This is a genomic window from Streptomyces toxytricini (assembly GCF_014649915.1).
Lineage (GTDB): Bacteria > Actinomycetota > Actinomycetes > Streptomycetales > Streptomycetaceae > Streptomyces > Streptomyces toxytricini.
In genome coordinates this window covers 1-26,665 of the sequence record NZ_BMTY01000033.1, presented here as the reverse complement: position 1 = coordinate 26,665, position 26,665 = coordinate 1, and the positions used below count along the sequence as shown (strand labels likewise).

27 protein-coding genes, 1 rRNA gene and 1 pseudogene are annotated in these 26,665 nt (G+C 73.2%); 9 read left to right on the top strand and 20 right to left on the bottom strand.

Annotation, left to right across the window (positions count from 1 at the left end):
- The first annotated feature begins 54 nt into the window (after positions 1-54).
- Both IE170_RS30660 and IE170_RS30655 read left to right on the top strand, forming a co-directional pair.
- Positions 55-1,128, top strand: coding sequence for a hypothetical protein (locus IE170_RS30660; RefSeq protein WP_189812739.1), 1,074 nt, complete (start codon positions 55-57; stop codon positions 1,126-1,128).
- 128 nt (positions 1,129-1,256) lie between these two features.
- Entirely contained in the window at positions 1,257-2,063 is an 807-nt protein-coding gene (locus IE170_RS30655) for a VOC family protein (RefSeq protein WP_189812768.1), read from the top strand.
- Between the two features lie 112 nt (positions 2,064-2,175).
- On the opposite strand, the gene IE170_RS30650 is transcribed toward IE170_RS30655, so the two are convergent.
- Complete coding sequence (locus IE170_RS30650) at positions 2,176-2,655, bottom strand: ATP-binding protein (RefSeq protein WP_229885305.1); 480 nt, start codon at positions 2,653-2,655, stop codon at positions 2,176-2,178.
- Positions 2,656-2,767: 112 nt separating this feature from the next.
- Between IE170_RS30650 and IE170_RS30645 the strand changes: the two genes are divergently transcribed.
- Positions 2,768-3,592 carry a helix-turn-helix domain-containing protein gene (locus IE170_RS30645; RefSeq protein WP_189812738.1) on the top strand — a complete coding sequence of 275 codons (825 nt, stop codon included), beginning with the start codon at positions 2,768-2,770 and terminating at the stop codon, positions 3,590-3,592.
- Positions 3,589-3,834, top strand: a complete 246-nt coding sequence (locus tag IE170_RS30640; protein ID WP_189812737.1) for a DUF397 domain-containing protein — start codon at positions 3,589-3,591, stop codon at positions 3,832-3,834. Before IE170_RS30645 ends, IE170_RS30640 begins: the two co-directional genes overlap by 4 nt.
- Positions 3,835-3,894: 60 nt before the next feature.
- Here the strand turns inward: IE170_RS30640 and IE170_RS30635 are convergent, their stop codons facing one another.
- The 4 genes from IE170_RS30635 to IE170_RS30620 all read right to left on the bottom strand — a co-directional run bounded on the left by IE170_RS30635 (position 3,895) and on the right by IE170_RS30620 (position 6,407).
- Entirely contained in the window at positions 3,895-4,164 is a 270-nt protein-coding gene (locus IE170_RS30635) for a DUF1876 domain-containing protein (protein ID WP_125548203.1), read from the bottom strand.
- A 757-nt stretch (positions 4,165-4,921) separates the two neighbouring features.
- The gene (locus IE170_RS30630) at positions 4,922-5,065 is read right to left on the bottom strand and encodes a hypothetical protein (RefSeq protein ID WP_189812736.1); all 144 of its coding nucleotides are present in this window, start codon (positions 5,063-5,065) and stop codon (positions 4,922-4,924) included.
- Between the two features lie 17 nt (positions 5,066-5,082).
- The gene (locus IE170_RS30625; RefSeq protein ID WP_189812735.1) at positions 5,083-5,757 is read right to left on the bottom strand and encodes a hypothetical protein; all 675 of its coding nucleotides are present in this window, start codon (positions 5,755-5,757) and stop codon (positions 5,083-5,085) included.
- Between the two features lie 44 nt (positions 5,758-5,801).
- Entirely contained in the window at positions 5,802-6,407 is a 606-nt protein-coding gene (locus IE170_RS30620; RefSeq protein WP_189812734.1) for a TetR/AcrR family transcriptional regulator C-terminal domain-containing protein, read from the bottom strand.
- A gap of 65 nt (positions 6,408-6,472) precedes the next feature.
- Between IE170_RS30620 and IE170_RS30615 the strand changes: the two genes are divergently transcribed.
- Complete coding sequence (locus IE170_RS30615; RefSeq protein ID WP_189812733.1) at positions 6,473-7,663, top strand: beta-ketoacyl-[acyl-carrier-protein] synthase family protein; 1,191 nt, start codon at positions 6,473-6,475, stop codon at positions 7,661-7,663.
- Positions 7,664-8,327: 664 nt separating this feature from the next.
- On the opposite strand, the gene hemB is transcribed toward IE170_RS30615, so the two are convergent.
- From hemB to IE170_RS30585, 6 genes are all read right to left on the bottom strand, one after another.
- On the bottom strand, positions 8,328-9,329 hold the full coding sequence (gene hemB / locus IE170_RS30610; RefSeq protein ID WP_189812732.1) for a porphobilinogen synthase: 1,002 nt from the start codon (positions 9,327-9,329) through the stop codon (positions 8,328-8,330).
- Positions 9,330-9,511: 182 nt separating this feature from the next.
- Positions 9,512-11,182 (bottom strand): bifunctional uroporphyrinogen-III C-methyltransferase/uroporphyrinogen-III synthase, encoded by a 1,671-nt coding sequence (locus IE170_RS30605; RefSeq protein ID WP_189812731.1) that lies wholly within the window; start codon positions 11,180-11,182, stop codon positions 9,512-9,514.
- The gene (hemC, locus tag IE170_RS30600; RefSeq protein WP_189812730.1) at positions 11,179-12,147 is read right to left on the bottom strand and encodes a hydroxymethylbilane synthase; all 969 of its coding nucleotides are present in this window, start codon (positions 12,145-12,147) and stop codon (positions 11,179-11,181) included. Before hemC ends, IE170_RS30605 begins: the two co-directional genes overlap by 4 nt.
- The gene (locus IE170_RS30595) at positions 12,144-13,871 is read right to left on the bottom strand and encodes a glutamyl-tRNA reductase (RefSeq protein WP_189812729.1); all 1,728 of its coding nucleotides are present in this window, start codon (positions 13,869-13,871) and stop codon (positions 12,144-12,146) included. Before IE170_RS30595 ends, hemC begins: the two co-directional genes overlap by 4 nt.
- The gene (locus IE170_RS30590; protein ID WP_189812728.1) at positions 13,868-14,659 is read right to left on the bottom strand and encodes a redox-sensing transcriptional repressor Rex; all 792 of its coding nucleotides are present in this window, start codon (positions 14,657-14,659) and stop codon (positions 13,868-13,870) included. Before IE170_RS30590 ends, IE170_RS30595 begins: the two co-directional genes overlap by 4 nt.
- Positions 14,660-14,931: 272 nt before the next feature.
- Positions 14,932-15,210: a glutaredoxin family protein gene (locus IE170_RS30585; RefSeq protein ID WP_189812727.1), complete on the bottom strand. Its 279-nt coding sequence runs from the start codon at positions 15,208-15,210 to the stop codon at positions 14,932-14,934.
- 106 nt (positions 15,211-15,316) lie between these two features.
- Between IE170_RS30585 and IE170_RS30580 the strand changes: the two genes are divergently transcribed.
- From IE170_RS30580 to IE170_RS30570, 3 genes are all read left to right on the top strand, one after another.
- Positions 15,317-16,285, top strand: a complete 969-nt coding sequence (locus IE170_RS30580; protein WP_189812726.1) for an HAD family hydrolase — start codon at positions 15,317-15,319, stop codon at positions 16,283-16,285.
- Between the two features lie 395 nt (positions 16,286-16,680).
- Complete coding sequence (locus IE170_RS30575) at positions 16,681-17,475, top strand: ECF subfamily RNA polymerase sigma factor, BldN family (protein ID WP_189812725.1); 795 nt, start codon at positions 16,681-16,683, stop codon at positions 17,473-17,475.
- Positions 17,476-17,752: 277 nt separating this feature from the next.
- Positions 17,753-18,958 carry a DUF5667 domain-containing protein gene (locus IE170_RS30570; protein WP_189812724.1) on the top strand — a complete coding sequence of 402 codons (1,206 nt, stop codon included), beginning with the start codon at positions 17,753-17,755 and terminating at the stop codon, positions 18,956-18,958.
- Positions 18,959-19,042: 84 nt separating this feature from the next.
- Here the strand turns inward: IE170_RS30570 and IE170_RS30565 are convergent, their stop codons facing one another.
- From IE170_RS30565 to IE170_RS30530, 8 genes and pseudogenes are all read right to left on the bottom strand, one after another.
- Entirely contained in the window at positions 19,043-20,098 is a 1,056-nt protein-coding gene (locus tag IE170_RS30565) for a lysophospholipid acyltransferase family protein (protein ID WP_189812723.1), read from the bottom strand.
- Positions 20,098-21,186, bottom strand: a pseudogene (locus IE170_RS30560) (NAD-dependent epimerase/dehydratase family protein); the annotation flags it as partial. The gene IE170_RS30565 and the pseudogene IE170_RS30560, both read right to left, overlap by 1 nt.
- 79 nt (positions 21,187-21,265) lie before the next feature.
- Positions 21,266-21,364: a 30S ribosomal protein bS22 gene (locus tag IE170_RS30555; RefSeq protein WP_003948845.1), complete on the bottom strand. Its 99-nt coding sequence runs from the start codon at positions 21,362-21,364 to the stop codon at positions 21,266-21,268.
- A 162-nt stretch (positions 21,365-21,526) separates the two neighbouring features.
- A complete protein-coding gene (locus IE170_RS30550; RefSeq protein WP_008738568.1) occupies positions 21,527-21,736 on the bottom strand; it encodes a helix-turn-helix domain-containing protein in 210 nt (69 codons plus the stop codon).
- 114 nt (positions 21,737-21,850) lie between these two features.
- On the bottom strand, positions 21,851-22,681 hold the full coding sequence (locus tag IE170_RS30545; protein WP_189812721.1) for a phosphatase: 831 nt from the start codon (positions 22,679-22,681) through the stop codon (positions 21,851-21,853).
- Positions 22,682-22,808: 127 nt separating this feature from the next.
- The gene (locus IE170_RS30540) at positions 22,809-23,978 is read right to left on the bottom strand and encodes an acetoin utilization protein AcuC (RefSeq protein WP_189812720.1); all 1,170 of its coding nucleotides are present in this window, start codon (positions 23,976-23,978) and stop codon (positions 22,809-22,811) included.
- The gene (locus IE170_RS30535; RefSeq protein ID WP_189812719.1) at positions 23,929-25,149 is read right to left on the bottom strand and encodes an MFS transporter; all 1,221 of its coding nucleotides are present in this window, start codon (positions 25,147-25,149) and stop codon (positions 23,929-23,931) included. Before IE170_RS30535 ends, IE170_RS30540 begins: the two co-directional genes overlap by 50 nt.
- Positions 25,150-25,192: 43 nt before the next feature.
- Positions 25,193-25,846: an HAD family hydrolase gene (locus IE170_RS30530; RefSeq protein WP_189812718.1), complete on the bottom strand. Its 654-nt coding sequence runs from the start codon at positions 25,844-25,846 to the stop codon at positions 25,193-25,195.
- Between the two features lie 68 nt (positions 25,847-25,914).
- Here IE170_RS30530 and IE170_RS30525 point away from each other — a divergent pair, with 68 nt between their 5' ends.
- Positions 25,915-26,511 (top strand): Uma2 family endonuclease, encoded by a 597-nt coding sequence (locus IE170_RS30525; RefSeq protein WP_189812717.1) that lies wholly within the window; start codon positions 25,915-25,917, stop codon positions 26,509-26,511.
- Between the two features lie 77 nt (positions 26,512-26,588).
- Here IE170_RS30525 and rrf read toward each other — a convergent pair.
- Positions 26,589-26,665: ribosomal RNA gene (gene rrf / locus IE170_RS30520) — 5S ribosomal RNA — on the bottom strand; the annotation flags it as partial.

Sequence of the window (26,665 nt, the reverse complement as noted above, 5' to 3'; positions counted from 1 at the left end):
CCGCGGCCGGGGGGTCCGGGGAACGGCGCCGCGGGAGGCATGGGGAGGCCGATCGTGGACCCGTTACGACTGGCGCGCGCCGCACTGCACGTCCTCACGGAGGCGGATGCCGGGTACGCCCCGGCGCAGGCCGCGCTGCCCGCCCGCATCCGACTGCTGGCGGAAACCCGCCTGCGCGCCACCGCCTCGGGCACGGTGGCCCTGCACCGCCTCCGCGACGCCCCGGGCGCCGCCTCGGCCACCATGGCGGAGATAGTCCTGGCCGACGAGGCCGACCGCGATCCGGCCTTCGCGGCGGCGCTGGGGGCACTGCTGGAGGAGCTCCGGGGGGTGGGGGGTGCCGGGCCGGCCCGGGGCGCGGCTCGGGCGCCGGGGGCGGTGGAGGCTGCGGGGGCGGCGGAGGCTTCAAGGGGGGCGCAGGCCGCCGGGCCGGCGGAGGCTTCAGGGGCGGCTCGCGGCTCGGCTCCGGGTGCAGGGGCGGCGGAGGCCGGCGTATCGGCGTCGGCTGCGGGATCTGCGGCGGCTGCGCCGACCGCGCGGCCGACGGCCGCACCGGCGCAGGCTCAGGGGGCGGCCCGCGGCTCGGCTCCGGTCTCGGAGGCCGCGCAGGCCGCCCCCGACAGGGATGCGGAGTCTGCGTCGGCCGCACCGGCGGAGGCTCCGGCCGGGGTCCCCGGAAAGGCGGCTCCGGGTGCGGGGGCTGCGGCGCCCGCGCAGCCGCAGGCGGCGACGTCGCCGCTCCTGCCGCTGTCCCCCGCCGCCCGGCAGACGGCGGGGTCCGGCGGGGGCGGCCCGGATCGGGCCGGGCGGCCGGGGGCCGTCGACGACCCGCACGCCATCCGCGCCGCCGACGCCGTGCGGCCGCCATCTCCGGCTCGGTCGGCCGGGCGGGCCGTGCGGGCGGCCTTCCTCGCCGGGGCGGCCGCCACCACCGCGATCGCCGCGACAGGCGGCCGGGTGCCCACCGCCTTGTGGCCGCTGCTGCTGCTGCTCGCCGTCGCCGGGCTGGTCTGCGCGCGCTCCGCCGTCCGCCGCCCGTTCCGCCCGCTGCCGGCGGCGGGGCTGCTGCTGAACCTGGCGGTGCTCGCCCTGCTCGCCGCCGACGCCGTCACGGGGCGCGCGTTCTAGCCGCGGGCCCTATCGGGCCAGATCGGACCCGATCACCCGTTCGGCCCGATTCCGGTCGACGGGGCCGGGGGTAGGGACGTGCCGTCCGTCCGTCCCTCCCCACCCGCCCCGGAGGCCCCGTGCCCCTCATGACCGGCCCGTACCGGCCCGGCACCCCGTGCTGGATCGACCTGATGGTGCCCGACCAGCAAGCCGCCCTCGACTTCTACACCGGCCTCTTCGGCTGGACCGGCGAGATCGGACCGCCCGAGACCGGCGGCTACTCCGTCTGCGAGTACAAGGGGCAGCCGGTCGCCGGGATCATGAAGGCGATGAACCCGGACGGATCCGTCCCCGACCCGATGCCCCCGGCTGCCTGGACCACGTACCTGGCCGTGCACGACGTACACGAGGTGGTCAGAGCCGGCGCCGCGGCCGGCGGCGGCACCCTGGTCGACCCGACGGACGTCATGGACCTCGGCCGGATGGCCGTCCTCTCCGACCCCACCGGCGCCGTCTACGGAATCTGGCAGGCCGGCACCTTCCGGGGCGCCGGGATCGTCAACGAGGACGGCACCCTCACCTGGAACGAGCTGGCGACCGGCGACCCCGGCAAGGCCGCCGCGTACTACGCCGAGATCCTGCCGATCACGCCGACGCCGTCCGAGATGCCGGGTGCGGAGGGCTACACCGAGATCAAGGTCAACGACCGCGCGGTGGGCGGGATCATGTCCCTCGACCAGCACCCGAAGGGGACCCCGCCGCACTGGCTGCCGTACTTCCGCGTCGCCGACGCCGACGCGACCCAGGCCGCCGCGGAACGCGCCGGCGGCAGCGTCATGGCCCCCGCCTTCGACATGCCGGTCGGCCGCATGGCCGTCCTGGCGGACCCGCAGGGCGCGGTCTTCGCGGTGATCACGCCGAACGAGGCCCCGGAGCAGCCGGACCCGATGTGACGGGCGGGCCGGCCCTTTGCCGCCGCCGACGGGCCGCCGCCGACGGGGGCGGGGGGCGGCCGACGGGGGCGGGGGGCGGCCCGTCGGCCGCCGGTCGGCACACGGCCTGCGCTCATTCGATCAGCTCACGCACATGGCCCCGCCCCGCCTCCAGGTCTGCGGTCGATTCCAGCAGGAACTGCCAGGCGGGCGGCGGTGACACCTTCGAGGGCGCGCCGAACTCGCACCACACCGACTTCCCCGGCTGCCTCGGCACCGCGCCCCACCGGTCCGAGAGCGCCTCGACGATGCGCAGGCCGTACCCGTCGCCGATCCGGGTGCGGGACAGGCCGGGGCCGCTGTCGTGCACTTCCAGCCGCAGGCCGCCCTCGTACCGCCGGAGCCGGACGCGGTAGTACCGGCCGGGCGGGACGCCGTGGCGGAGGGCGTTGCCCGCCAGCTCGCTCACGCAGAGCAACAGGTCGTCGCGGTGCTGGGTGACACCCCACACGTCAAGTGTTTCCGCCGCGAACTGCCTGGCAGCGGGCACGGTTTGGCGGGAGCGCGCGAAATAGCGGTCCCTCATCCGGGCGGGTTCAATCTCCTGGATCACGGGGCGATCGTCGCCGTCCGTGACTACCGTGTGCAGTGCGACCGCCCGTACCGATCCATTGGTACGGGCAGGTACGGGTAGATCACGGGCGCAGGTGGGGAGTCCGGAAAACATGCCGCCGAGGAAACGCGTACCGAAGAACGGCACCGCCCTGAAGATGGTCGGGGCACAGATGGCCGTACTCCGGGTCAGGAAAGGCCTGACACAGCGCCAACTGGCCAAGTTGGTGCGGATGGAAGAGGAGACGATCGCCTCGATCGAACAGGGCAGACGCGCCCTGATGCCGGACGTGGCCGAGATGATGGACCGGGTGCTGGAGTCGGGCGGGGTGCTGGCGGCGGGGGTGGAGAGGCTGCCGGCGGTGGATCAGGTGCCTTCATGGGCTGAGGAATACCTGGATCGCGAGCGGGACGCCCTCGCGATCTCCTCGTACGAGAACCAGGTGCTGCCGGGTCTGCTCCAGACCGACTCCTACGCGGAAGCAGTGTTCCGCAACCGCGTTCCTCTCCTGCCGAACGACGTGGTCTCTGCACAGACAGCGATCCGCATTGCACGTCGCGAGATCCTGCGGCGCGAGACCCCGGTCACGCTCAGCTTTATCGTTTGGGAGCCGGTCTTGCGCCTCAAGATCGGTGGCCCGGAAGTCCACCGGGAGCAGCTCGCGCATCTGCTCAGTTGCTCGAAACTGCCAGGTGTGTCGATCCAGGTATACCCACTCGACCACACCAGCCACCCGGCGCTCGATGGCCCTTTCGTGCTCCTGGAGACCCCTGACCATCAGCGTCTGGCCTATGCAGAAACACAACGAGGGAGTCAGCTCATCTCCGACATGAACGAGGTGAGCATCTTGGAGCGCAGGTATGCGATGCTGCGGACTCAGGCCCTCAACCCGGTCGAGACGAGGGCCGAGTTGGACCGCCTGCTAGGAGAGCTATGAGCAGCACCGCACGGAAGTGGTTCAAGTCCAGCTACAGCGGCGACGATGGCGGCCAGTGCTTGGAAGTAGCCGTCGATTGGCGGAAGTCCAGCTACAGCGGCAGTGACGGCGGCAACTGCGTCGAGGTCGCCACATGCCCCGGCACTGTGCACGTCCGGGACTCCAAAGTCACCGACGGACCGGTGCTGAGCCTCGCTCCCGGCGCCTGGACCGCGCTTGCCGGGTGGGTCGCCGGCCGGTAGCCGCGGCAGCGGGTGTCGGCCGGGGCTCGGCCGACACCCGCTCGTTCGCGGATCACTTGATCAGGACAGCGGGTAGGAGTGCCTGCCCGTCGCCTCGTCGATCTCTCCGTGCGCCTTCTGCAACATCTGGGACGCGAGATCCATCAGCGCCCGCGCGCCCGCGATCTCTTCCCCGACCCTCAGCTGCGCCGGGTCGGAGGGGTGGCGCATGGCGTAACCGCGCGCCCGCATCTCGGAGCCGTCACCGAGCCTGACCATGGCCGCCGCAGTGGTGCGGTGCCCGTCCTCGGTGAATTCGAGCTCCACGTGCCACCCGACCAGTGTGGACATGGTGCATCACCTCCAGGGGCTCACCCTTGTCCCTCCAGGGTGCTACCGGGGTGGACGGGATGCGAGCGGGGCGGGGGTGGAGGAGAGGTGACGGAGGCAGGGGGCGGGGGCGGGGGGCGGCGGGAGCCGGCGACTCGGCGTTGGGCGCGACGGCGGGGGCGGGCGTTGCCGGTAGCCGATCGGTCGGCATCAGGGATGGCACTGGGGGTGTCCCCGGCAGTCGATGGTGTCCGGGGCGTGCCGCCCTGTAAAGGGCGCTCCTCCTTCGTCGTCGCGTCGCTTCGCGATGGCCCTTCGGGCCACCCTTGACAGGACGACCCGCCCCGGAGGCATTTTTTTCTGCCGGGGCCGCCCCCGGGGGAATGGCCTGGAGGGACGAGCCCTGTGGGGCGGGGTCAGGGAGCGTGATCCCCGCCCCGGGGGCCGTATCCAGCCCCACCGGCATCAGCAGCCCCGTCGGCGGAAGCCCGGTTGGCTCTCCCGTCGGGAAACGACGCCCAGAGCATCATCCGGAGGCAGGAGCGCCCCAGATCGCTACGTGGGCGCCCTCGGTTTGGCGTCCGGCGGCCGTCAGGGGCCGGGAGGCGCGACGGATCGCTACGTGGGCGCTCCCGGCTCGGCGGCTGGCCGCCGTCTGGGGCCGGGAGCGCGGCAGATCGCTACGTGCGCGCCCTCAGCTCAGCGGCGGTCGGCCGTCGTCGCCCAAGGGCGCCGGACGCCGGCGCCGGACGCGGCTGCCCGGATCGGAATGGACTGGTCAGGAGAACAGGTTGCGCCAGAAGTTGGCGCGGACGTCGCGGATCCAGCAGGTCCTGTTGCAGTGCGGTGCGCGGTACCAGCGGTGGACGACCGGGCGCCCGCAGAACTGGCACGGCACCGTGCGAGCCTTCTTCTCCCCCATGCCGGGGACTCTAGCCGTCAGGAGCCCTGTTCGTGGCGGGCCACCCGGTTCGAGACGTCCTTCAGGAGGGGGTCGAGGCGGCCGACGAGGGCCTGGTAGTCGCGGGTGCCGCCGTCGGCCCACTGTGCGAGGCCGACGACCATCGAGCGGCCCTGGCCGGTGAAGGCCTGCACCATGCCGCTGTCCGGAGGGAGGGTCTTCAGGCCCGAGCCGGGCGGCGGCGCCTGGGCGCCGACCTGGTAGTCGGTCGGGTTGCCGCCGAGTCGCATCACCAGCGTGACGGTGTCCTGCGGGTCCCTCATGGTGAAGACCGCCAGGTTGAACTGGTTGTTCTGGCCGTCCTTGTAGAGGGCGACGTGCTCGCCGAGGCAGCCCTTGCCCGCGTCGATCATGTTGGCGAGGGCAGGGCCGACCGAGTCGGGTTCGGTGCACGACTTCAGGGTCACGGCTCCCACCTTGGTGAAGTTGCCGCCCCTCCCGTCCGGCACCTTCTCGGGGAAGGCGTCGGCGAGCGGGATCACCGGCCGGTCCGATGCGCTGGGTGCGGCTTCGGGTGCGGGGGCCGCCTCCTGTCTGCTCGCGACGGTCTCCCCGCCGACCTTCGTCAGGAGGAAGAAGACCACGCCCGCGACGGCCAGTCCGACCAGCAGCTGCAAGATCAACGGAAGCTTCCGCTTGTTAGTCATGCTCACGACGAACACCCTAGGCAGACCCGCTGACATTGCAGGTCACAGCCTCATTCCGGTTCCGCGGTGGCCCGGGTGTCGTGAATGGTCAGCGCTCCGGCGAGGTCGAGGTCGGCGTTGGTGCCGTGGGCACCGGCGCGTACGAGCAGCACTGCGCCGAGCGCCGTGCTCCAGAACGTCCTGACCTCCACGCCGAGCGGACGCTCCGCCCTCCAGCCGCGGCTGTCGACGAGTCGGCCCACGAAGCGCTCGGACTGCCGGAACAGCAGGCGGAGGTGCTGGTCGACGACGGGGGCGAGTTCGGGCTTGGCGATCCCCGCGGCGAGTGCCCGCGCGACCGACGGGAGCGAGGGCATGGCCAGTACGGCGCGGGCGACGTTGCGCCGGAACGCCGCCGCATCGGGGGCCTGGGTGCCGATGCGCTCGATCCGTCGGGCGTCGTGCAGCAGGCCGAGGAAGGCGGCGTGCACGAGCAGCGAGTCCTTGGACCCGAAGTGGTACGTGACCTGGTTGGGGAAGACGCCCGCCGCCTTCGCGATCTCCGCGACGCTCACCTCGCCGCCGGGCCGCTCCTCACACAGCCGTGCGGTCGCCTCGATCAGCCGGCGCCTCGTCGCAAGACCGCGGCCACGGGCCTCGCTTCGCCTCTTCTCCATCCGCGAATTGTATGTGATACAACAGAGACGTTGACTTGTATGGCATACAAGAAAGGTGCAGGGACATGGACGTCGTCGTGACGGGACTGGGCGCGATCACACCACTCGGTGGAGACGTGGCGTCCACCTGGGACGCCCTGCTCGCCGGCGAGTCCGGCCTCCGTGCCGGCACCGACCTGCCCGACGTCGTGGCGGGGACGATGGCGGTCGACCCCGCCGAGTCACTGCCGCCGGTGCGGGCCAGGCGGCTCGACCGCTCACAGCAGGCCGCCCTCACCGCCGCGGCCGAGGCCTGGGCCGACGCCGGCGCACCGGAGGTGCACCCGGACCGGCTCGCATCGGCGATCGGCACGGGCATCGGGGGCGTACGCACGCTGCTGAAGGAGGACGACGTCCTGGAGTCGGCCGGGACCCGGCGCGTGTCGCCGCGCACGGTCCCGATGCTCATGCCCAATGCGGCCGCGGCGCTGATCAGCATCGAATACGGTGCACGGGCCGGGTCCTACACGCCCGTCTCGGCGTGCTCCTCCGGCGCCGAGGCGATCGCTCTGGGGGCCAGGCTCATCCGTGCCGGCGAGGCGGACGTGGTGATCGCGGGCGGGACCGAGGCCGCGATCACCCCGATCACCGTGGCCGGCTTCACCCAGGCACAGGCCCTGTCGCGGCACACCGCCGACCCCGCCTCGGCCTCCCGGCCGTTCGCCGCGGACCGCAGCGGATTCGTCCTCAGCGAAGGCTCGGCCGTCGTGGTGCTCGAAAGCGCCGAGCACGCCGCCGCCCGGGGCGCGCGCGTCCACGCGGTACTCGCGGGCGCCGGCATCGCCGCCGACGCCCACCACATCACGGCGCCCGCCGCCGACGGCTCCGGTCAGATCTCGGCCATGCGGAAGGCCCTCGCGCAAGCCGGCCTGACTCCCGCGCAGATCACCCACGTCAACGCCCACGCCACCGGAACCGAGGTCGGCGACGCCGCCGAAGCCCGCGCGATCCGAGAGGTCTTCGGCCGCGCCACCGTGACAGCCCCCAAGGCATCGCTCGGCCACCTCTTCGGCGCCGCCGGCGCGATCGAGGCCCTCATCGCCGTCCTCAGCGTGAAGCACGGCGTCATCCCCCCGACCCGCAACCTCGCCACCGGCGTCGCCCCCGACATCGACCTCGATGTCGTCACCGGCCGGCGAGACGTCCCCCAACAGGCCGTCCTCAGCAACTCGTTCGGCTTCGGCGGACAGAACGTCTCGCTCATCGTCACCCCATGACGGCGTTCAGCCGCCGACAACCACACACCGCGATCTGACGCGCCCCCGCCATCGACGACCGCCGGGCGCTGAGCCGGGATCGCCCACGCAGCGATCTGACGCGCTCCCCGCTCCGACGGCCGCCGGACGCCAAACCCACAGCGCCCACGTAGCGATCCGGAGCGCTCCCGGCCCCCCGACGGCCGCCGGACGCCAAACCTGGGGCGCCCACGTAGCGATCAGCCGCGCTCCTGTCTCCGGATGATGCTCTGGGCGTCGTTTCGTGCGGTCAGAGCCCACCCGGCTCCCGCCGACGGGGCGGCTGATGCCGGTGGGACGAAAGGGGCCACTGGGGCGGGGGAGCAAGCTCCCTGATCCGGCTTGTAGGCCCAAGTACCTCCAGGCCATTCCCCCGGGGGCGGCCCCGGCAGAAAAAAATGCCTCCGGGGCGGGCCGGTCGGTCAAGGGTGGCCCGCAAGGGCCATCGCGCAGCGACGCGACGACGAAGGAGGAGCGCCCTTGAGGGACCGGCACGCCCCGGACACCATCAACTGCCGGGGACACCACCAGCCACACACCCGACCCCGACCCATCGGCTCCCACCCACCGGCTCCCGCCGTCGCGCCCCCGTCACCGCTCCCGCCGTCACACCCCCGCCACGGGCCGGCCGGCTACCGCCGCCCCCTCACCGCTCCCGCCGGAGCCACCCCGCAACCTCGGTCGCCCAGTACGTCAGGATCGTGTCCGCGCCCGCCCGCTTGATGCCGGTCAGGGTCTCCATGATGGCGCGGTCGCGCTCCACCCAGCCCTTTTCCGCGGCCGCCTCGATCATCGCGTACTCGCCGCTGATCTGGTACGCGGACACCGGCACGTCGACGGCCTGGGCGACCCGGTACAGGATGTCGAGGTACGGGCCGGCCGGCTTGACCATGACCATGTCCGCGCCCTCCTCCAGGTCGAGCGCCAGCTCGCGCAGCGACTCGCGGGCGTTGGCCGGGTCCTGCTGGTAGGTCTTGCGGTCGCCCTGGAGGCTGGAGGCGACGGCCTCGCGGAAGGGCCCGTAGAACGCGGACGAATACTTCGCCGTGTACGCCAGGATGGCGACGTCCTCGTGGCCCGTCTCGTCCAGCGCGTCCCGGATGACTCCGACCTGGCCGTCCATCATGCCGCTCGGCCCGACCACGTGGACGCCGGCGTCGGCCTGGACCTGCGCCATCTCGGCGTACCGCTCCAGCGTCGCGTCGTTGTCGACACGGCCCTGCGCGTCGAGGACGCCGCAGTGGCCGTGGTCGGTGTACTCGTCCAGGCACAGGTCCGACATGATCACGAGATCGTCGCCGACCTCCGCCTTCACATCCCGGATCGCGACCTGGAGGATGCCGTCCGGCTCGGTACCCGCGGTCCCCAGCGCGTCCTTGTTCTCGTCCGCAGGCACCCCGAAGAGCATGATGCCCGCGACTCCCGTGTCGACGGCCTCGGCGGCGGCCTTCCGCAGGGTGTCGCGGGTGTGCTGGACCACGCCCGGCATCGCCTTGATCGGCAGCGGCTCGTCCAGGCCCTCCCGGACGAACGCCGGGAGGATCAGGTCGGAGGGGTGCAGCCGGGTCTCCGCGACCATCCGCCGCATGGCAGGGGTGGTGCGCAGCCGGCGGGGCCGCGAGCCGGGGAAGGATCCGTACGCGCTCATCTTCAGTCGCCTCTTCGAGCTTCGACAGCAGTCGGGGTCGGGTCCCAGCCTAGGGCCGGGCCCGCCCCGCGACGCGTGAGGGCCCGGGTGCGGGATGCACCCGGGCCCTCACGGGCTGCCGTCCCGGCCGGTCAGCCGACCGGCGGACGAGCAGGGGAGCAGTCGAGCGGTCGACCCGCTCCTCAGGTCGTCCGGCGCCGCCGCGCCCCCGGCCGGCGCTCGCTCGGCCGGGACACCGACTCGCCGGCCTCCTTGGCCGCCTCGCGGCGCGCCGCCCCGTACTCGGCGAGGGCTTCGGCGAGCTTGCCGACGCTCGGCTCCGGCGACAGGACGTCGACCCGCAGGCCGTGCTCCTCCGCGGTCTTCGCGGTCGCCGGGCCGATGCAGGCGATGACGGTGACGTTGTGCGGCTTGCCGGCGATGCCGACGAGGTTGCGCACCGTCGAGGACGACGTGAAGAGCACGGCGTCGAAGCCGCCGCCCTTGATCGCCTCGCGGGTGTCCGCCGGCGGGGGCGAGGCGCGGACGGTCCGGTAGGCGGTGACGTCGTCGACCTCCCAGCCGAGCTCTATCAGCCCGGCGACGAGGGTCTCGGTGGCGATGTCGGCGCGCGGCAGGAAGACGCGGTCGATCGGGTCGAACACCGGGTCGTACGGCGGCCAGTCCTCCAGCAGTCCGGCGGCGGACTGCTCGCCGCTGGGCACGAGGTCGGGCTTGACGCCGAACTCGACGAGCGCGGCGGCGGTCTGCTCGCCCACGGCGGCGACCTTGATGCCGGCGAAGGCGCGCGCGTCGAGCCCGTACTCCTCGAACTTCTCGCGCACCGCCTTGACGGCGTTCACCGAGGTGAAGGCGATCCACTCGTAGCGGCCCGTCACCAGCCCCTTGACGGCGCGCTCCATCTGCTGCGGGGTGCGCGGCGGCTCCACGGCGATGGTGGGAACCTCGTGCGGCACGGCGCCGTAGGAGCGGAGCTGGTCGGAGAGGGAGGCGGCCTGCTCCTTGGTGCGGGGGACGAGGACCCGCCAGCCGAACAGCGGCTTCGACTCGAACCAGGCGAGCTCCTCGCGGCGGGCGGCGGCGCCCTGCTCGCCGACGACGGCTATGACGGGGCGGGCGCCCTCGGGAGAGGGCAGGACCTTGCCCTGCTTGAAGACCTGGGTGATGGTGCCGAGGGTGGCGTTCCACGTCCGCTGCCGGGTGGTGGTGCCGCCGACGGTGACGGTGAGCGGGGTGTCGCCGGCGCGGCCGGCGGCGACGAGCTCGGCGCAGGCGGCGGGGACGGTCTCCAGGGTGGCGGTGACGACGACGACGCCGTGGCCGGCGCCGACTTCGCTCCAGCACTGGGCGGAGGCGTTGCGGGCGTCGACGAACCGGACGTCGGCGCCCTGCTCGCCGCGCAGCGGGACGCCCGCGTAGGCGGGGACGCCGACGGCGGTGGCGACGCCGGGCACGACCTCGAAGGGGATGCCCTCGCCGGCGCAGGCGAGCATTTCGGAGGCGGCGTTGCCGTCGAGGCCGGGGTCTCCGGTGACGGCACGGACGACCCGCCTGCCGGAGCGCGCGGCCTCCATGACAAGATTGGCGGCGTCCCGGATCACCGGTACTCCGGCGGCCGCTGACGTCTCGTCAGCGATCGTCAGCTGTGGCGTGTCCACTCCGGCGCGCGCGTGCGTGCGGACGACCTCGAGCACCTCGGGCTCCGCGATGAGCACATCCGCGGCGGCGAGCGCCTCGACGGCGCGCAGCGTCAGCAGTCCCGGGTCGCCGGGGCCCGCACCGAGGAAGGTGACGTGCCCGTGCCCGGCGGCGGCGACGGGGAGAGCGGAGGTGGTGGGACGTGAGGGGTTCAAAGGGATCGCTCCCCCATCAGACCGGCCGCGCCCTTGGCCAGCATCTCGTCCGCGAGTTCGCGGCCGAGCGCCATGGCCTCGTCGTGCGACTGGGGCACGGGACCGGTGGTGGACAGCTGCACGAGCGTCACGCCGTCGAGGGTGCCGACGACGCCGCGCAGGCGCATTTCATTGACAATCTGCCCGTCGGCCTGAAGGTCGGCGAGCGCGCCCACGGGGGCGCTGCAGCCGGCCTCCAGGGCGGCGAGCAGGGACCGCTCGGCGGTGACGGCGGCCCGGGTGTGCGGGTCGTCGAGCTTGCCGAGGGCGGCGATGAGGTCCGCGTCGGACGCGAGGCACTCGACGGCGAGGGCTCCCTGGCCGGGTGCGGGCAGGACGTTGTCGACCGACAGGTAGTCGGTGACTTCGCCGCTGCGGCCGATCCGGTTGAGGCCGGCGGCGGCGAGGACGACGGCGTCGAGCTCGCCGTCCCGCACGAAGCCGATGCGGGTGTCGACGTTCCCCCGGATGGCGACGGTCTCGATGCGCTTGCCGAGGGTGCGGGCGTAGTGGTGGAGCTGGGCGGTGCGGCGGGGCGAGCCGGTGCCGACGCGCGCGCCGTCGGGCAGCTCCTCGAAGGTCAGGCCGTCGCGGGCGACGAGCGCGTCGCGGGGGTCCTCGCGCAGCGGCATGGCCGCGATGACGAGGTCGTCGGGCTGCGCGGTCGGCAGGTCCTTGAGGGAGTGCACGGCGAAGTCGACGTCCCCGCGCAGCAGGGCGTCGCGCAGGGCGGTCACGAAGACGCCGGTGCCGCCGATCTGTGCGAGGTGCTCGCGGGAGACGTCGCCGTAGGTGGTGATCTCCACGAGCTCGACGGGCCGGCCGGTGACTGCCCGCACCGCGTCGGCGACGTGCCCCGACTGGGACATGGCGAGCTTGCTGCGCCGCGTGCCGAGCCGGAGGGGCTGGTCGGAGCGTGAATTCATGATGCCCGTCCTGAGTCGTGGGTCTGGTTGGCCTGGCCGGCCGCGTCCGCCCCGTCGGCCCGGCTGACGGAGGCCACCGTCAGCGGGTCGAGGTCGAAGAGCTCGCGCAGGGCGTCGGCGTACCCGGCGCCGCCGGGCTCGCTGGCGAGCTGCTTGACGCGCACGGTGGGGGCGTGGAGGAGCTTGTCGACGACGCGGCGGACGGTCTGGGTGACCTCGGCCCGCTGCCGGTCGTCGAGGTCCGGCAGGCGCCCGTCGAGGCGTGCGACCTCCATGGCGACGACCTCGGCGGCCATCGCGCGCAGGGCGACGACGGTGGGGGTGATGTGCGCGGCGCGCTGGGCGGCGCCGAAGGCGGCGACCTCGTCGGCGACGATGCCGCGGACGGCGTCGACGTCGGCGGCCATGGGGGCGTCGGCGGAGGCCTCGGCGAGGGATTCGATGTCGACGAGGCGCACGCCGGGGATGCGGTGCACGGCGGCGTCGATGTCGCGGGGCATGGCGAGGTCGAGCAGGGCCAGGCGTACGGGGGTGCCGTCGGCGTGGCTGCGGGTGCCCTTGCGGGGCTGCCGCTGGGCGGCGGCCTCGCCCTGGTCGGCCCAGGTGCCGTGGAGTTCGAGGTCGGTGGCGTCGACGCCGGTGAGGGCGGCGCGCCCGGCGGCGGCCGGTGCGTCGACGGGGCAGCCGTCGCGGTCGGGTCCGGGGGCGCCGGTGAGCGTACGGGCGACTCCGGCGTCGGCGAGGCGGCCGCCGGCCGCGGCGACGGCGGCGAGGCGGGCGACGACCTCGGGGTCGAGGCCGGCGGGCAGGGCGGCGGCGGGCTCGGCCTGCGCGGGGGCGGCGGCGCGCGGACCGGCCTGTGCGGGGAGCGTCCGGGGTGCCGGGGTGTGGGCCAGGGCGGCGGCGACGTCGTCGCCGGTGAGGACGAGGCCGGTGGCGCCGGTGCAGGAGACGACGACGTCGACTCGTGTCAGTTCGTCGGCGACGGCGGCCATGGGCACGGCGCGGGCGGCCACCCCTGTGCCTGAGGCAACCAGAATCTCGACGAGACGGTCGGCGCGCGCGGCGGTCCGGTTGGCGACGACGACCTCGGCGGCGCCGACCCGGGCGAGGGTGGCTGCGGCGAGGGAGGACATCGAGCCGGCGCCGATGACGAGGGCCCGCTTGCCGGCGGCCCAGGACTCGACGGGCTCCCGCCCGGCGGCCAGCTGCTCCAGGCCGAAGGTGACCAGCGACTGCCCGGCCCGGTCGATGCCCGTCTCGGAGTGGGCGCGCTTGCCGACCCGCAGGGCCTGCTGGAAGAGGTCGTTCAGCAGGCGGCCGGCGGTGTGGAGCTCCTGGCCGAGCGCGAGGGTGTCCTTGATCTGGCCGAGGATCTGGCCCTCGCCGACGACCATGGAGTCCAGTCCGCAGGCCACCGAGAACAGGTGGTGGACGGCCCGGTCCTCGTAGTGCACGTACAGGTACGGGGTGAGCTCTTCGAGCGCGACGCCGCTGTGCTGGGCGAGGAGCGTGGAGAGCTCGGCGACACCGGCGTGGAACTTGTCGACGTCCGCGTACAGCTCGATGCGGTTGCAGGTGGCGAGCACGGCGGCCTCGGCGGCCGGTTCGGCGGCGAGGGTGTCGTGCAGCAGCTTCACCTTGGCGTCGGCCGACAGCGAGGCGCGCTCCAGCACGCTCACGGGTGCGCTGCGGTGGCTCAGTCCCACGACGAGGAGGCTCATGCCGGCATCACCGCCGGGACGTCGCCTTCGGGGCCGGGCTTGCGGGCGCCGGAGGCGGGGCGGGCGGCGGCGTCCGCCACGGCGGCGGCGGTGACGGCGCCGACGGCGGGGGCGGCGGCGGAGTCCTCGCCGGCCTTGCGCTGCTCGTGGAAGGCCAGGATCTGCAGCTCGATCGACAGGTCGACCTTGCGCACGTCGACGCCGTCCGGGACGGAGAGGACGGTCGGCGCGAAGTTCAGGATGGAGGTGACGCCGGCGGCGATCAGCCGCTCGCTGACCTGCTGGGCGGCGCCCGCCGGGGTGGCGATGACGCCGATGGAGACGCCGTTCTCCCGGATGATCTTTTCGAGGTCGTCGGTGTGCTGGACGGGCATGCCGGCGACGGGCTTGCCGGCCATGGCCGGGTCGGCGTCGATCAGCGCGGCGACGCGGAAGCCGCGGGAGGCGAAGCCGCCGTAGTTGGCGAGGGCCGCGCCGAGGTTGCCGATGCCGACGATGACGACGGGCCAGTCCTGGGTCAGGCCGAGCTCGCGGGAGATCTGGTAGACGAGGTACTCGACGTCGTAGCCGACGCCCCGGGTGCCGTAGGAGCCCAGGTAGGAGAAGTCCTTGCGGAGCTTGGCGGAATTGACGCCGGCGGCCGCCGCCAGCTCCTCCGAGGAGACCGTGGGCACCGAGCGCTCGGAGAGCGCGGTCAGGGCGCGCAGGTACAGCGGAAGCCGGGCGACGGTGGCCTCGGGGATACCTCGGCTGCGGGTCGCCGGTCGGTGAGTTCGGCCAGTTGCCACGATGCTCCTGCGGGATGAGCGGGGCTGAAGGCGGTCCTCTGTCCCGAGACCGCCCCGTCGACAGCAGGCTATGTCTTTGTGAACGCGTGCACAAAGATTGTGTCCGCTTTGTCCGACCAAAGTGACCGGGGTCACGCACCCCGGGCCCGTGGCCGGAAGGCGCACAATGCACCGAACCCGTTCAGATCCTGCCGGGGGCAAACCGACACACACTCCTCACCCATACGCCCCCGAGATCCCACAAAACGCCCATGATGGTAGCCGTCGGGCGGTCAGCCCTCCAACGCCCGGCGCAGCCGGTCCGGGTTCACCCTCCAGAAGGTGTGCTGCTCGCCGTCCACGAGCACCACCGGGATCTGCTCCCAGTGCCGCCGGTGGAGCTCCTCGTCCTGGGAGATGTCCTTCTTCTCCCACGGCGCGCCCACCTCGGCGCAGACACGGGCGACCACGGCCTCGGCGTCGTCGCACAGATGGCACCCGGGCTTGCCGATCAGGGTGACCATCCGCTCACCGGGGCTCTTCTTTTCCTTGCGGCGCAGCAGAGGGCTCATGCACCCATTCTCCCGCCCCCCGCGCCGGCTCCCGCGCACCGGGGAGTTCACGCACCGGCAATCGCGCGGTTCGGGAAGTCCCGAACACAGTGGCTATGCTCGCGTCATGGCCGCTCGAGGATGGCTCACCCCCCGTAGGCACTCCGCCACCGCGCGGAGCGTACTGGCAGGCGAGGCCTCGGCCGAAGCCGCCCGCAAGACCGCCCAGGCCCTCGAAGCGGAGGTGCCGGAGGCGGTCGCGGAGGCCGCCGGGCCCGCGCCCGCCCTGCCCGAGGTCATCGAACCGGAATTCCCGGTGGCCGGGGACGACCTAGCCGCCGCCTTCTTCGACCTCGACAACACCGTCATGCAGGGCGCGGCGATCTTCCACTTCGGCCGCGGCCTGTACAAGCGGGAGTTCTTCCGCCGCCGCGAACTCGCCCGCTTCGCCTGGCAGCAGGCCTGGTTCCGGCTGGCCGGGGTCGAGGACCCCGAGCACATGCAGGACGCCCGCGACAGCGCGCTGTCCATCGTCAAGGGGCACCGGGTCAGCGAGCTCATGTCCATCGGCGAGGAGATCTACGACGAGTACATGGCCGAGCGGATCTGGCCGGGCACGCGCGCCCTGGCGCAGGCGCACCTGGACGCCGGCCAGAAGGTGTGGCTGGTGACGGCCGCGCCGGTCGAGACGGCCACGATCATCGCCCGCCGGCTCGGACTTACGGGCGCCCTGGGCACGGTCGCCGAGTCCGTCGACGGCGTCTACACCGGCCGCCTGGTCGGCGAGCCGCTGCACGGCCCGGCGAAGGCCGAGGCGGTGCGCGCACTGGCGGCGGCGGAGGGCCTCGACCTGGAGCGGTGCGCGGCGTACTCCGATTCGCACAACGACATTCCGATGCTGTCGCTCGTCGGGCATCCGTACGCGATCAATCCGGACACAAAACTGCGCAGGCATGCCCGGGAGCACGACTGGCGGCTGCGCGACTATCGGACCGGCCGCAAGGCCGTGAAGGTCGGCGTCCCGGCGGCCGCCGGGGTCGGCGCGATCGCGGGCGGCGCAGCGGCCGCCATCGCCCTGCACCGCCGCCGCAAGTAGCCTCCGCGGCGCCCCGGCGGCCCGCCGCCTGCACCGGAGCGGCCCGAGTGCCCGTACGGCGTCGGCCGCGCCGCTCCGACGGGCTGCCCGGCGCACATTCCCCCAGCCTTACCCGCGCATGCGGACGGGCACGCACGCCTGCCCGACTCGGTCCCGAGCCAGCCTGGAACTGCCCATTCCGCGCTACGGACCGATCAGCAAGCGATCACCAATTGCGACCGAATATGCCTTCGACACGCAACAGAAGTGTCGGAATCGATGATTTCTGCAACTGGGTGTAGTGCCGCCTGTACGAAGCGTTATTCTCCTCAGACGCATGCCGCCGCCCATCTGTCGCCACGACGGGTGAACGGCCTCGCACTGCACGTGATGGAAGCTCTGCCTCTGGGAGTCCCGTGTACCCACCTGTCGGGGTTGACGCCTCGGGCCTGGCTACGCTGCGCGCAACGGTCCTGGACCACCTGCGCGGCTTCGTCCCCACCGCGTACGCCGTCCCCGCCCTCGCCGCCGGCCTCGGCCCGGCCGGTCCTTGCTATGCCCTGGCCGACGGCGGAGCGACGGTGGGCAGACGCGGTCGCGCCGCCGGCGGCACCGCCACCGGCACCACGGCCCCGGCCGCCCGCCGGCCCACCGCGGACAGCGACCAGGCCCGCATGATGGACCTGGTCGAGCGCGCGCAGGCCGGCGAGGCCGAGGCGTTCGGCCGGCTGTACGACCAGTACAGCGACACGGTGTACCGGTACATCTACTACCGCGTGGGCGGCAAGGCGACCGCGGAGGACCTCACCAGCGAGACGTTCCTGCGCGCCCTGCGCCGCATCTCCACCTTCACCTGGCAGGGGCGCGACTTCGGCGCCTGGCTCGTGACGATCGCCCGCAACCTCGTGGCCGACCACTTCAAGTCCAGCCGCTTCCGCCTCGAAGTGACCACGGGCGAGATGCTCGACGCGAACGAGGTGGAGCGGTCCCCCGAGGACTCGGTGCTGGAGTCCCTCTCCAACGCCGCCCTGCTGGAGGCCGTCCGCAAGCTCAACCCGCAGCAGCAGGAGTGCGTGACCCTGCGCTTCCTCCAGGGCCTGTCGGTCGCGGAGACGGCCCGGGTGATGGGGAAGAACGAGGGCGCCATCAAGACCCTCCAGTACCGGGCGGTGCGCACCCTGGCCCGCCTGCTCCCGGAAGACGCCCGCTGATCCCCTCCCCGCCGGCCCCCGCCCCGCCGCCGCAGGCCTCCCCCCACCCCTTCCGACCGCTCACCATCCACACAACCGGTGACCCCTCGATGACGCTGTGGTCCGATCATCCTTCGTCCGTAACCCAACTGCCGCGCCGCTCGTTGTGCGGGATGCAGGCTCCCCGTGGACACGCCCTCCCCGAAGCCGCTCACCCGAAAGGGTGGACGTGCTCAAGGAAGGCAACCTTCCGGACACCTTGGGGAGTCGATCGTCATGACGAGAGGAGGTGCCGCCAGTGATCGCGAACGTGACTCCGCACCGGCGGGCGAACGCCTTCGCCCAGGCCCTGGAGGATCGGAACCCGTCGTCCGACCTTTCCGAACCTGACCCGGCGGCCGAGCAGTCCGAGGCACCTGCCGAGTCTGCCGACCACGAGCGGTTGTTGGCCCTGGCGAGCGTGCTCGGCGAACTGCCGCGCCCGGTGCTGGACCCCGAGGTCAAAGTGGTGCAGCGAGCGCAGCTCGTGGCCGCCATGGAGGCCATGGTGATGGAGGAGAGGGCCGGAGGCGGTGCAGCTTCGGACCCTCAGGTGCCCGAGCAGCGGGCCGGCCGCGGCGCCCACCGGGCGACCCCGCTCCGGAAACTGCGGCCCCGCTCCCGCTGGTCCAAGGGCATCGCGGCAGGCGGCCTCACCGTGGGTGTGGCCGCGGGGGCCTTCAGCGGAGTCGCCGCTGCCAGCACGGACGCCCTGCCCGGTGACACCCTCTACCCGGTCAAACGGGGCATGGAGGACCTCAAGCTCGGCATGGCCGACGAGGACGCCGACCGGGGCGAGCTCTACCTGGACCAGGCGTCGAACCGCCTGTCGGAGGCGCGCCGACTGATGGAGCGCGGCCGTACGGGCGTCCTGGACCACGAATCGCTGGGCGCGATCCGCCGCGCCCTGGACGGCATGAAGCACGACGCGGCCGAAGGACACCGACTGCTGCAGGCCGCGTACGAGCGGGACGGCTCGCTGGGCCCGATCCAGACGCTGTCGTCGTTCTCCCGCTCCCACCGCGACGCGTGGGGGAGGCTCCGCGACAAGCTGCCCGCCCAACTGGGCGATGTGGGCGGCGAGGTGGAGTCGGTCTTCCAGGCCATAGACGATGACGTGGCGCCCCTCCAGGCCCTGCTCCCGAAGGCTCCGGAGCAGACCCAGGGCAACGGCGGCGCCCCGGCCCGGCCGAGCGCCCCGTCCGGGCAGCAGCAGGCCCCGGCTCCGGGCGCCGGCGCACCCGCCGCGAGCCAGGCCCCGGCCGCACCGCCCGCCGCGAAACCGACGCCGGCTCCCGGCAGCGGTCTCCTCGGCGGCACCGGAGACCTGCTCAACCCTCCCGCGGGGCAGCCCACGCCCGGCTCGACGGCCGGCTCGCAGGCCCCGCAGCCGGAGATCACCCTCCCGCCGCTGCTCCCGGGCCTGCTCCCTGGCCTGGGCCTGAAGGCGGAGGACGCCGAGTAGGGCCCCGCCCTGCACGGCACGAGGTGCCCGGCCCCGCGAGGGACCGGGCACCTCGGCCTGCCCGTAGCCGGAAGGATCCCGGCGTCAGAAGAAGACGGACCTCCGCTGCACCAGCAGCTTGTACAGCGTGTGCTGGATCTGCTCCCGCACCTCGTCCGTCAGGTTGAACATCAGCATCGGGTCCTCCGCCGCCTCCGGCGGATAGCCGTCCGTGGGGATCGGCTCCCCGAACTGGATCGTCCACTTCGTCGGCAGCGGCACGGCCCCGAGGGGGCCCAGCCACGGGAACGTCGGCGTGATCGGGAAGTACGGGAGCCCGAGGAGCCGGGCCAGCGTCTTCGCGTTGCCGACCATCGGGTAGATCTCCTCCGCGCCGACGATCGAGCACGGCACGATCGGGGTGCCCGCCCGCAGCGCCGTCGACACGAACCCGCCCCGCCCGAACCGCTGGAGCCGGTACCGGTCGCCGAACGGCTTCCCTATCCCCTTGAACCCTTCGGGCATGACACCGACGAGCTCGCCCGCCTCCAGGAGCCGCTGCGCGTCCTCCGCGCACGCCAGCGTGTGCCCGGCCTTGCGCGCCAGCTCGCCGACGACCGGCAGCATGAACACCAGGTCCGCCGCCAGGAGCCGCAGGTGACGCTGCGCCGGATGCCGGTCGTGGACCGCGACCTGCATCATCAGCCCGTCCAGCGGCAGCGTCCCGGAGTGGTTCGCCACGATCAGCGCGCCGCCCTCGGCCGGGATGTTCTCGACGCCCTTGACCTCGACGCGGAAGTAGCCGTCGAACAGCGGCCGCATCAGCGACATCAGGACCTGGTCCGTCAGCTCCCGGTCGTAGCCGAACTCGTCGACCTCGTACTCGCCCGTGATGCGGCGCCGCAGGAACGCCAGCCCCGACGCGAGCCGCCGCTCCCAGCCGGGCCCTTCCGCGCCGTCACGCAAGCCGGGCGGAGCGCCGTCCGCGCCGTCGCGCGGCCCGCCGGGAGTCCGCCCGCCCGGGGCCGGCGTCCCGGCCTCAGGGCCTGTCCCGGCGTCCGGCGCGGGTGCGGGGCCGGGCACGGCGCGGACGGCGCGCCTCTCGGCGCCGCGCCGCCGCGGCCGGTCCTCGTCGAACGGAATGACCTTGGCGTCCGCCACTATCGCTGCGCTCCCTCGTCGGCTCCGGCAACCCCGGCGTCCAGCATGCCCGCGACCCGGTCCACGGCCCGGGCCAGCCGCTCCGGCGGCAGCAGCCCGCTCCCCCGGCTGCGCGCGAAGTCGGCGAACGTCTCGGAGGTCGAGTACATCGGCTTGAAGCCCAGCACCTCCCGCATCTGCGTGGTCTCCACGACCCGCCCGTGCGTGAGGAGCCGGATCTGCTCGGCCGAGAACTCGGTGACCCCGACCGCCCGCAGCGCGGCCCCCACCCAGCCGACCGCGGGCGGCGCGAGCGGCAGCGTCGGCCGGCCCAGCCGGCGCGCGCACTGCGACAGCAGCAGCACGCCGTCCCCGGCGATGTTGAAGGTGCCGCTGTTGAGGGTGCCCCGGCGGGGCTCCTGCGCCGCCATCCGCAGCACCTCCAGGACGTCCTCCTCGTGGACGAACTGCAGCCGCGGGTCGTGGCCGAGCACGGTCGGCAGGACGGGCATCGAGAAGTACTCGGCGAGCGCCGAGTCCGCGTACGGGCCGAGGATGTTCGCGAACCGCAGCACGCACACCGCGACGTCGGGCCGCCGCCGGGCGAACCCCCGTACGTACGACTCGACCTCGCCGGCGTCCTTCGCGAAGCCGGGCGGCGGCTGCGACTTCGGCTGGGTGGTCTCGGTGAAGACGGCCGGATCCCGCGGGGTGCCCCCGTACACGCTGGTACTGGACTTCACCACGAGCCGGCGCACCGTGGGCGACTTCTGGCAGGCGCCCAGCAGCTGCATCGTCCCGATGACGTTGGTCTCCTTGACGGCGCTGCCCGTACCGCCCGCCCCGGAACTGCCGCCGGTGACCGCGAGGTGGACGACCGTGTCGACGGCGTACTCGGCGAGGACCCGCGCGACGGACGACTGCCGGATGTCGGTGCGGACGAACTCGGCCCGCCCGAGGCCGTGCGGCGGCGGGACCGCGTCGACGGCGACGACCCGCTCGACCTCCGGGTCCCGTTGGACCCGCCGTACGAAGCGGCCCCCCAACTGCCGGGCAGCCCCGGTCACGAGCACGACCTTCCCCACGAGCCCCGCGCCTCCCTCGTCGTCCCCGCCCGTTCCCGGCTACACCGCAGCCCCTCCACCAAAGGATGGTGGAGGGGCTGCGGAGAACACGTACAGCTGCCGTTTACTTCTTGTTACGGCGCTGCACGCGGGTGCGCTTGAGCAGCTTGCGGTGCTTCTTCTTGGCCATCCGCTTACGCCGCTTCTTGATAACAGAGCCCACGACTACCCTCGCTCACTTCTCGGAACATCCCCGCGCCCGCGGGGATCGGTGCGGGGCGTCTGGGCCCACACGACCTACGTCGGCCTAGCCTACCCGCCCGAGCTCCGAGCTTGTAATCCGAGGCGACCCGAAGGTGGCCCAAAGGTGTCGCAGGCCCCACTCTCAGGCCGACTCCACCCCCACATAGGACTCTCGGAGGTACTCGTGGACCGCGTTCTCGGGGACCCGGAAGGACCGGCCCACCCGGATTGCGGGCAGATGACCGTTGTGCACCAGGCGGTACACGGTCATCTTCGACACTCGCATCACCGAGGCGACCTCCGCCACGGTCAGGAACTGAACCTCACTGAGAGGCCTCTCGCCAGCAGCCATGACACACCTTGACCTTCCGTGCATGACGGGCACCGGCTTCCCCTCCGGTTACTCCTCGTCGTCGCACGCTCACTCCCCAGATTAGGGGCGCGTGATACGAGTGGGGAAGAGGAGCTACGGCCACTCCTGCGCGCCCGGCAGACTCGCCCGGTCCAGTAGATACCGCGTCAGCGGTCTGTAGTAGTCCGCGCGCACGCCGTCATCAAGCGGAACCGCCACCGCGACGCACCCCTCGGCCTCCCCGACGAAGACCGCCGGATCATCCGTGTCCGCCAGCCCGATCGCGTCGACACCGAGCTGACCTGCACCGCAGACCCACCCGTGGTCCCCGACGACCAGCTGCGGCAGCGGCCCGCCGACCTCCGCGAGGGCCTCCAGCGCGATCCGAACCGGCAGGGGTGAATGGGTGTGCGCGCCGGTGGCACTCCCGGGGGGCCGCGCGCCGGGTGCTCGCACCAGCGCGACCCCCCGTACGTAATCCAGGCAGTGCGTGCGTACCCCGAACCGGGTCGGGATGTCGATGCGCGCGCCCTGCGCGGGAGTGAGGACGACACAGCCGGCTGCCGACAGGGCCCGGGCCAAACTGGCGTAGAACTCCAGGAGGCGGTGGGGGTGTCCGGTGCCGAACAGTACGGGTTCCCGCGCGGCCGCGGCCGCTCCCAGCCGCTCCGCGAAGGCCCGGAGCGCGGCGAGCGTCCGCTCCGGGTCGATCAGGTCCGGGCCGCTGACGTGGGCGGGGTCGGCGGAGACCCCGCACCTGTCCGCCATCAGGTGCAGCAGCTCCCGCTCGCCCCAGCCCGGTCCGGGGTCGAGGCCGAGGAGCACGCGCGGGTCGCCGGCCGCGAACAGCCGGTAGCTGCGCAGGCTCTCCTCGCGGGTGGTCGCGACGGGCCCGGCGAGGCGGGCGGCCAGCAGATGCGCTCGCAGCGCGCCGGTGCTCAACACCCCTCCGATGCTGCCGCACCGGCCCTTCCGGGGTGCCGGTTCGGGCGGGATTGCGCACAGTCGGCGTAACGATGCTTCACCTGTGCCGCCGGGCTTGCGGGCGGGGCGGCGGGGGGCTCCGTACCGGCTAGGGGAGCATGCCGCGGAGCGGGAACACGGCCCGCCGGGCGGCGAGGACGGCCTGGTCGGCGCGGTCGGCCGGGTCGTAGCCGGCGTCCCAGTCCTGCCAGGCGGCGTCCCGTCCGTCGGTCATCCGGCCGGGCGCGAGCTGCCGGGTCCGTGCGTACACCTCGTCACGCCAGGAGGCGGGCACGGCCGCGGCGGGGTCGACGGGCCGGTGGGCGGCGATCCCGACGAGGTGGGTCCAGGAGCGGGGCACGACGTCGACGACGGCGTACCCGCCGCCGCCGAGGGCGAGCCACCGGCCGCCGGCGTGCTCGTGGGCGAGCCGGTGGCAGGACTCCTGGACGGCGCGCTGGGCGTCCAGGGACACCGCCAGGTGCGCGAGCGGATCCTCGAAGTGGGTGTCGGCGCCGTGCTGGGTGACGAGGACCTGCGGCCGGAAATCGGCAAGGAGTTCGGGGACGGTGGCGTGGAAGGCCCGCAGCCAGCCTTCGTCGCCGGTGCCGGCGGGGAGGGCGATGTTGGCGGCGGTTCCCTCCGCGCCGGCTCCGCCGGTCTCCTGCGGCCAGCCGGTCTGCGGGAAGAGGGTGGCGGGGTGTTCGTGCAGGGAGACCGTCAGGACCCGCGGGTCGTCCCAGAACGCCGCCTGGACGCCGTCGCCGTGGTGGACGTCCACGTCGACGTAGGCGACGCGTTCGGCGCCGAGTTCGAGGAGGCGGGCGATGGCGAGGGCGGCGTCGTTGTAGATGCAGAACCCGGAGGCGCCGCCCGGCATGGCGTGGTGGAGTCCGCCGGCGAAGTTGACGGCGTGGGCGGCCTCGCCGCGCCACACGGCCTCCGCAGCCGCGACGGACTGCCCGGCGATGAGAGCGGACGCCTCGTGCATGCCGCGGAACGCCGGGTCGTCGACGGTGCCGAGCCCGTACGACCCGTCGGCGGCGCCGGGGTCGGCGGAGGCGCCGCGGACGGCGGCGATGTAGTCCTCCCGGTGCACGAGCCGCAGGGTGGAGTCGCCGGCGGGCGGCGCGGAGCGCACCTCCACCTCGCGGTCCAGTCCGAAGGCGCGCACGAGGCCCATGGTCAGGGCCAGGCGCACGGGGTCCATCGGATGGCTCGGCCCGAAGTCATAGCCGGTCACGGCCTCGTCCCACATCACCAACCCGCGGCTGCTCATGCGGGACACCGTATAGGGCGCCGCTCGAGCCGAACGAACGGGCGTACAGCAGCGTCACCAGCACGAGGGCCGCCGGTACGAGCATCGCCCCGCGGTGGCTCCAGGAGTCGCCGAGCGCGCCGACGAGCGGCGAACCGATGAGGAATCCGGCGTAGTTGAAGATGTTCAGCCGGGCGACGGCCGCGTCGGAGGATCGCGGGTACAGGCGGCCGGCGGCCGCGAAGGTCTGCGGGACGATGACGCACAGTCCGAGCCCGAGGAGCGTGAAACCGGCCATGCCGACCCAGGGGCCGGGCGCCGCGGCGACGACGGCGAACCCGCCGGCGGCGAGGAGCGTCCCGGCCCGTACGACGGCGGCCGCACCGAAGCGCCGTACGCCTAGGTCGCCGGCGGCGCGGCCGGCGAGGGTGGTGGCCATGTACAGGTTGTAGGGGAGCGTGGCGAGCTGCTCGGAGCCGCCGAGGACGTCCTGGACGTACTTGGCGCTCCAGTTGGAGACGGTCGAGTCGCCGATGTACGCGCACGTCATCACGAGGCAGAGCGGCAGCAGCGACCGGAACCCGCCCGGCCCGGGGGCGCCCTGCGGGGCGGGCTCCGGCGGGGCGGGGCGGCCGGCGGCGTGGAGGGGGCCGGCGGCGATGATGCCCGGGAGGAGTACGGCGGCTGCGGCGAGGTAGGTCGCGGGCAGCCCCAGGTGCCAGTGGGCGGCGGCCCAGGCGGCGGACGCGCCGGCGATCCCGCCGAGGCTGTAGGCGGCGTGGAAGCCGAGCATGATGCTGCGGCCGCAGGCCTGCTGGAGGCTGACGCCGAGCATGTTCATGGACGCGTCGAGCGCGCCGACGGCCAGCCCGAACACGGCGAGCGCGGCGGCCGCGTGCCCGAGGGTGCGGCCGGCTCCGACGCCGAGGAGGGCCAGCAGGACGAGCGGCTGCGACCACCGCAGCACGGCGGCCGCCCCGACGCTCCGGACGAGGCGCCCGGCGGCGACGCTGCCCACTCCGGCCAGGACGGGCACGGCGGCGAGGAAGGCCGGCAGCAGGGCGTCGGATATCCGGTACCGGTCCTGGATCGCGGGGATCCGCGTCACGAGGAGCGCGAAGGCGACGCCTTGGGCGAGGAAGCAGAACCCGAGGGCGCCCCGCGCACGCCGCAGCCGCAGATGCTCCGTCATGGCGGCACAGCGTAAGGCCGGGCCTTACCTGTGGGTAGGGATCTCACACGGGCAGTTCGAGGAGGCGGGGCAGTTCCTTCATGTCGGCGAAGTGGCCGGTGGCTCCGGCGAGCCGCTCGGCGGGCATCATGCCGGTGAATCCGTAGACGTCCATGCCGGCGGCGCGGGCGGCCTGCACGCCGAGCGGGCTGTCCTCGACGACGACGCAGCGGGCGGGCGGCACGCCCATGGTGCGGGCGGCGTGCAGGAAGAGGTCGGGGGCGGGCTTGCCGCGGCCGACGTCCTGGGCGCTGAAGACGATCCCGTCGCCGAACCACCGGCCGAGCCCGGCGGCCCGGTGGCCGACCCGTATCCGTTCGTGGCTGCCGGAGGAGGCGAGGCAGTACGGGGCGCCGTGTGCGGTGAGCGCGGCGAGGACGTCCTCGACACCGGGGACGGGGGCGAGTTCGCGCGCGAACGCGGCGAAGGTGCGCGCGTGCAGGGTGTCGTCGAAGTCGTCCGGAAGCCGCTGCCCGGTCCGCTCCCGGACGAGGTCGTGCACCCGGTGCACGGCCGCGCCCATGTAGTCGCGGACGGAGTCCTCGTAGGAGGTCGGATGCCCGAGCTCGGTGAGGTACCCGGCGAGGATGGTGTTGGCGACGGGCTCACTGTCGACGAGCACACCATCGTTGTCGAAGATGACGAGGTCATAGCGCATCCCCCCAACGTAGCCGCACCCCCGATGCCCTGCGGATACGCTGGTCGGGCACCCACCAGGAGGAGCTCATGGCCGACCTCACCCCCGAGCAGATGCGCCGCCTGCACGACTTCGCGGAAGAGCTCGCGGCGCTGGCCGAGCACCAGGAAGACCAGTGGAAGGTGCAGACCACCGAGGGCCAGATCTCCCTCACGATGATGAGCCCGACGGCTCCCCACGGTCTGAACGTCGTCCGGCTGCGCCGGCAGATCGAGGCGCAGACCCCGGAGGTCATCGCACTGAGCGACACGAACATGGGGGACCCGGAGACCGGGCTGACGAAGGTCCCCGACCTGATGGTGATCGCGGAGGAGGACGTCGACGACACCGCGAAGGTCGTGAACCCGCGGGACGTCATGCTGGTGGTCGAAGTCGTCTCGCGGACCAACTCCCTGACGGACATCCGCAACGAGCTGCTGGACTACCCCAAGATGGGGGTGCCGCTGTACGTCGTGGTGGATCCCCGCAAGGACCGGAAGACGGTCACGGTCCACAGCGACCCCTCCCGGGGCCCCGACGGAATCCGCTACCGCAAGGAAGTCCCGTACGCCTTCGGTGAGACCGTCGCCGCCGGCCGGTGGTCCCTCGACACGACCTCGCTGAAGAGCTATCCCGCCGAATGGTGAGGGCGCGGTTTTCAATCTCCCCTGAAACGCAGGAAAGCCCCGCACCAGAGCTGGTGCGGGGCTAACCCACAATGATCGTTCGGCGGCGTCCTACTCTCCCACAGGGTCCCCCCTGCAGTACCATCGGCGCTGAAAGGCTTAGCTTCCGGGTTCG

Bases quoted from the DNA above. Each gene is read 5' to 3' on its own strand.
- IE170_RS30645 (WP_189812738.1), top strand. From the start codon at position 2,768: ATGCCGCCGAGGAAACGCGTACCGAAGAACGGCACCGCCCTGAAGATG.
- IE170_RS30530 (WP_189812718.1), bottom strand. From the start codon at position 25,846: ATGCGCTATGACCTCGTCATCTTCGACAACGATGGTGTGCTCGTCGAC.
- IE170_RS30615 (WP_189812733.1), top strand. From the start codon at position 6,473: ATGGACGTCGTCGTGACGGGACTGGGCGCGATCACACCACTCGGTGGA.
- hemB (WP_189812732.1), bottom strand. From the start codon at position 9,329: ATGAGCGCGTACGGATCCTTCCCCGGCTCGCGGCCCCGCCGGCTGCGC.
- IE170_RS30585 (WP_189812727.1), bottom strand. From the start codon at position 15,210: ATGAGCCCTCTGCTGCGCCGCAAGGAAAAGAAGAGCCCCGGTGAGCGG.
- IE170_RS30535 (WP_189812719.1), bottom strand. From the start codon at position 25,149: ATGACGGAGCATCTGCGGCTGCGGCGTGCGCGGGGCGCCCTCGGGTTC.
- IE170_RS30580 (WP_189812726.1), top strand. From the start codon at position 15,317: ATGGCCGCTCGAGGATGGCTCACCCCCCGTAGGCACTCCGCCACCGCG.
- IE170_RS30635 (WP_125548203.1), bottom strand. From the start codon at position 4,164: ATGTCCACACTGGTCGGGTGGCACGTGGAGCTCGAATTCACCGAGGAC.
- IE170_RS30620 (WP_189812734.1), bottom strand. From the start codon at position 6,407: ATGGAGAAGAGGCGAAGCGAGGCCCGTGGCCGCGGTCTTGCGACGAGG.
- IE170_RS30525 (WP_189812717.1), top strand. From the start codon at position 25,915: ATGGCCGACCTCACCCCCGAGCAGATGCGCCGCCTGCACGACTTCGCG.
- IE170_RS30540 (WP_189812720.1), bottom strand. From the start codon at position 23,978: ATGAGCAGCCGCGGGTTGGTGATGTGGGACGAGGCCGTGACCGGCTAT.
- IE170_RS30550 (WP_008738568.1), bottom strand. From the start codon at position 21,736: ATGGCTGCTGGCGAGAGGCCTCTCAGTGAGGTTCAGTTCCTGACCGTG.
- IE170_RS30655 (WP_189812768.1), top strand. From the start codon at position 1,257: ATGACCGGCCCGTACCGGCCCGGCACCCCGTGCTGGATCGACCTGATG.
- IE170_RS30640 (WP_189812737.1), top strand. From the start codon at position 3,589: ATGAGCAGCACCGCACGGAAGTGGTTCAAGTCCAGCTACAGCGGCGAC.
- IE170_RS30595 (WP_189812729.1), bottom strand. From the start codon at position 13,871: ATGAGCCTCCTCGTCGTGGGACTGAGCCACCGCAGCGCACCCGTGAGC.
- IE170_RS30630 (WP_189812736.1), bottom strand. From the start codon at position 5,065: ATGGGGGAGAAGAAGGCTCGCACGGTGCCGTGCCAGTTCTGCGGGCGC.
- hemC (WP_189812730.1), bottom strand. From the start codon at position 12,147: ATGAATTCACGCTCCGACCAGCCCCTCCGGCTCGGCACGCGGCGCAGC.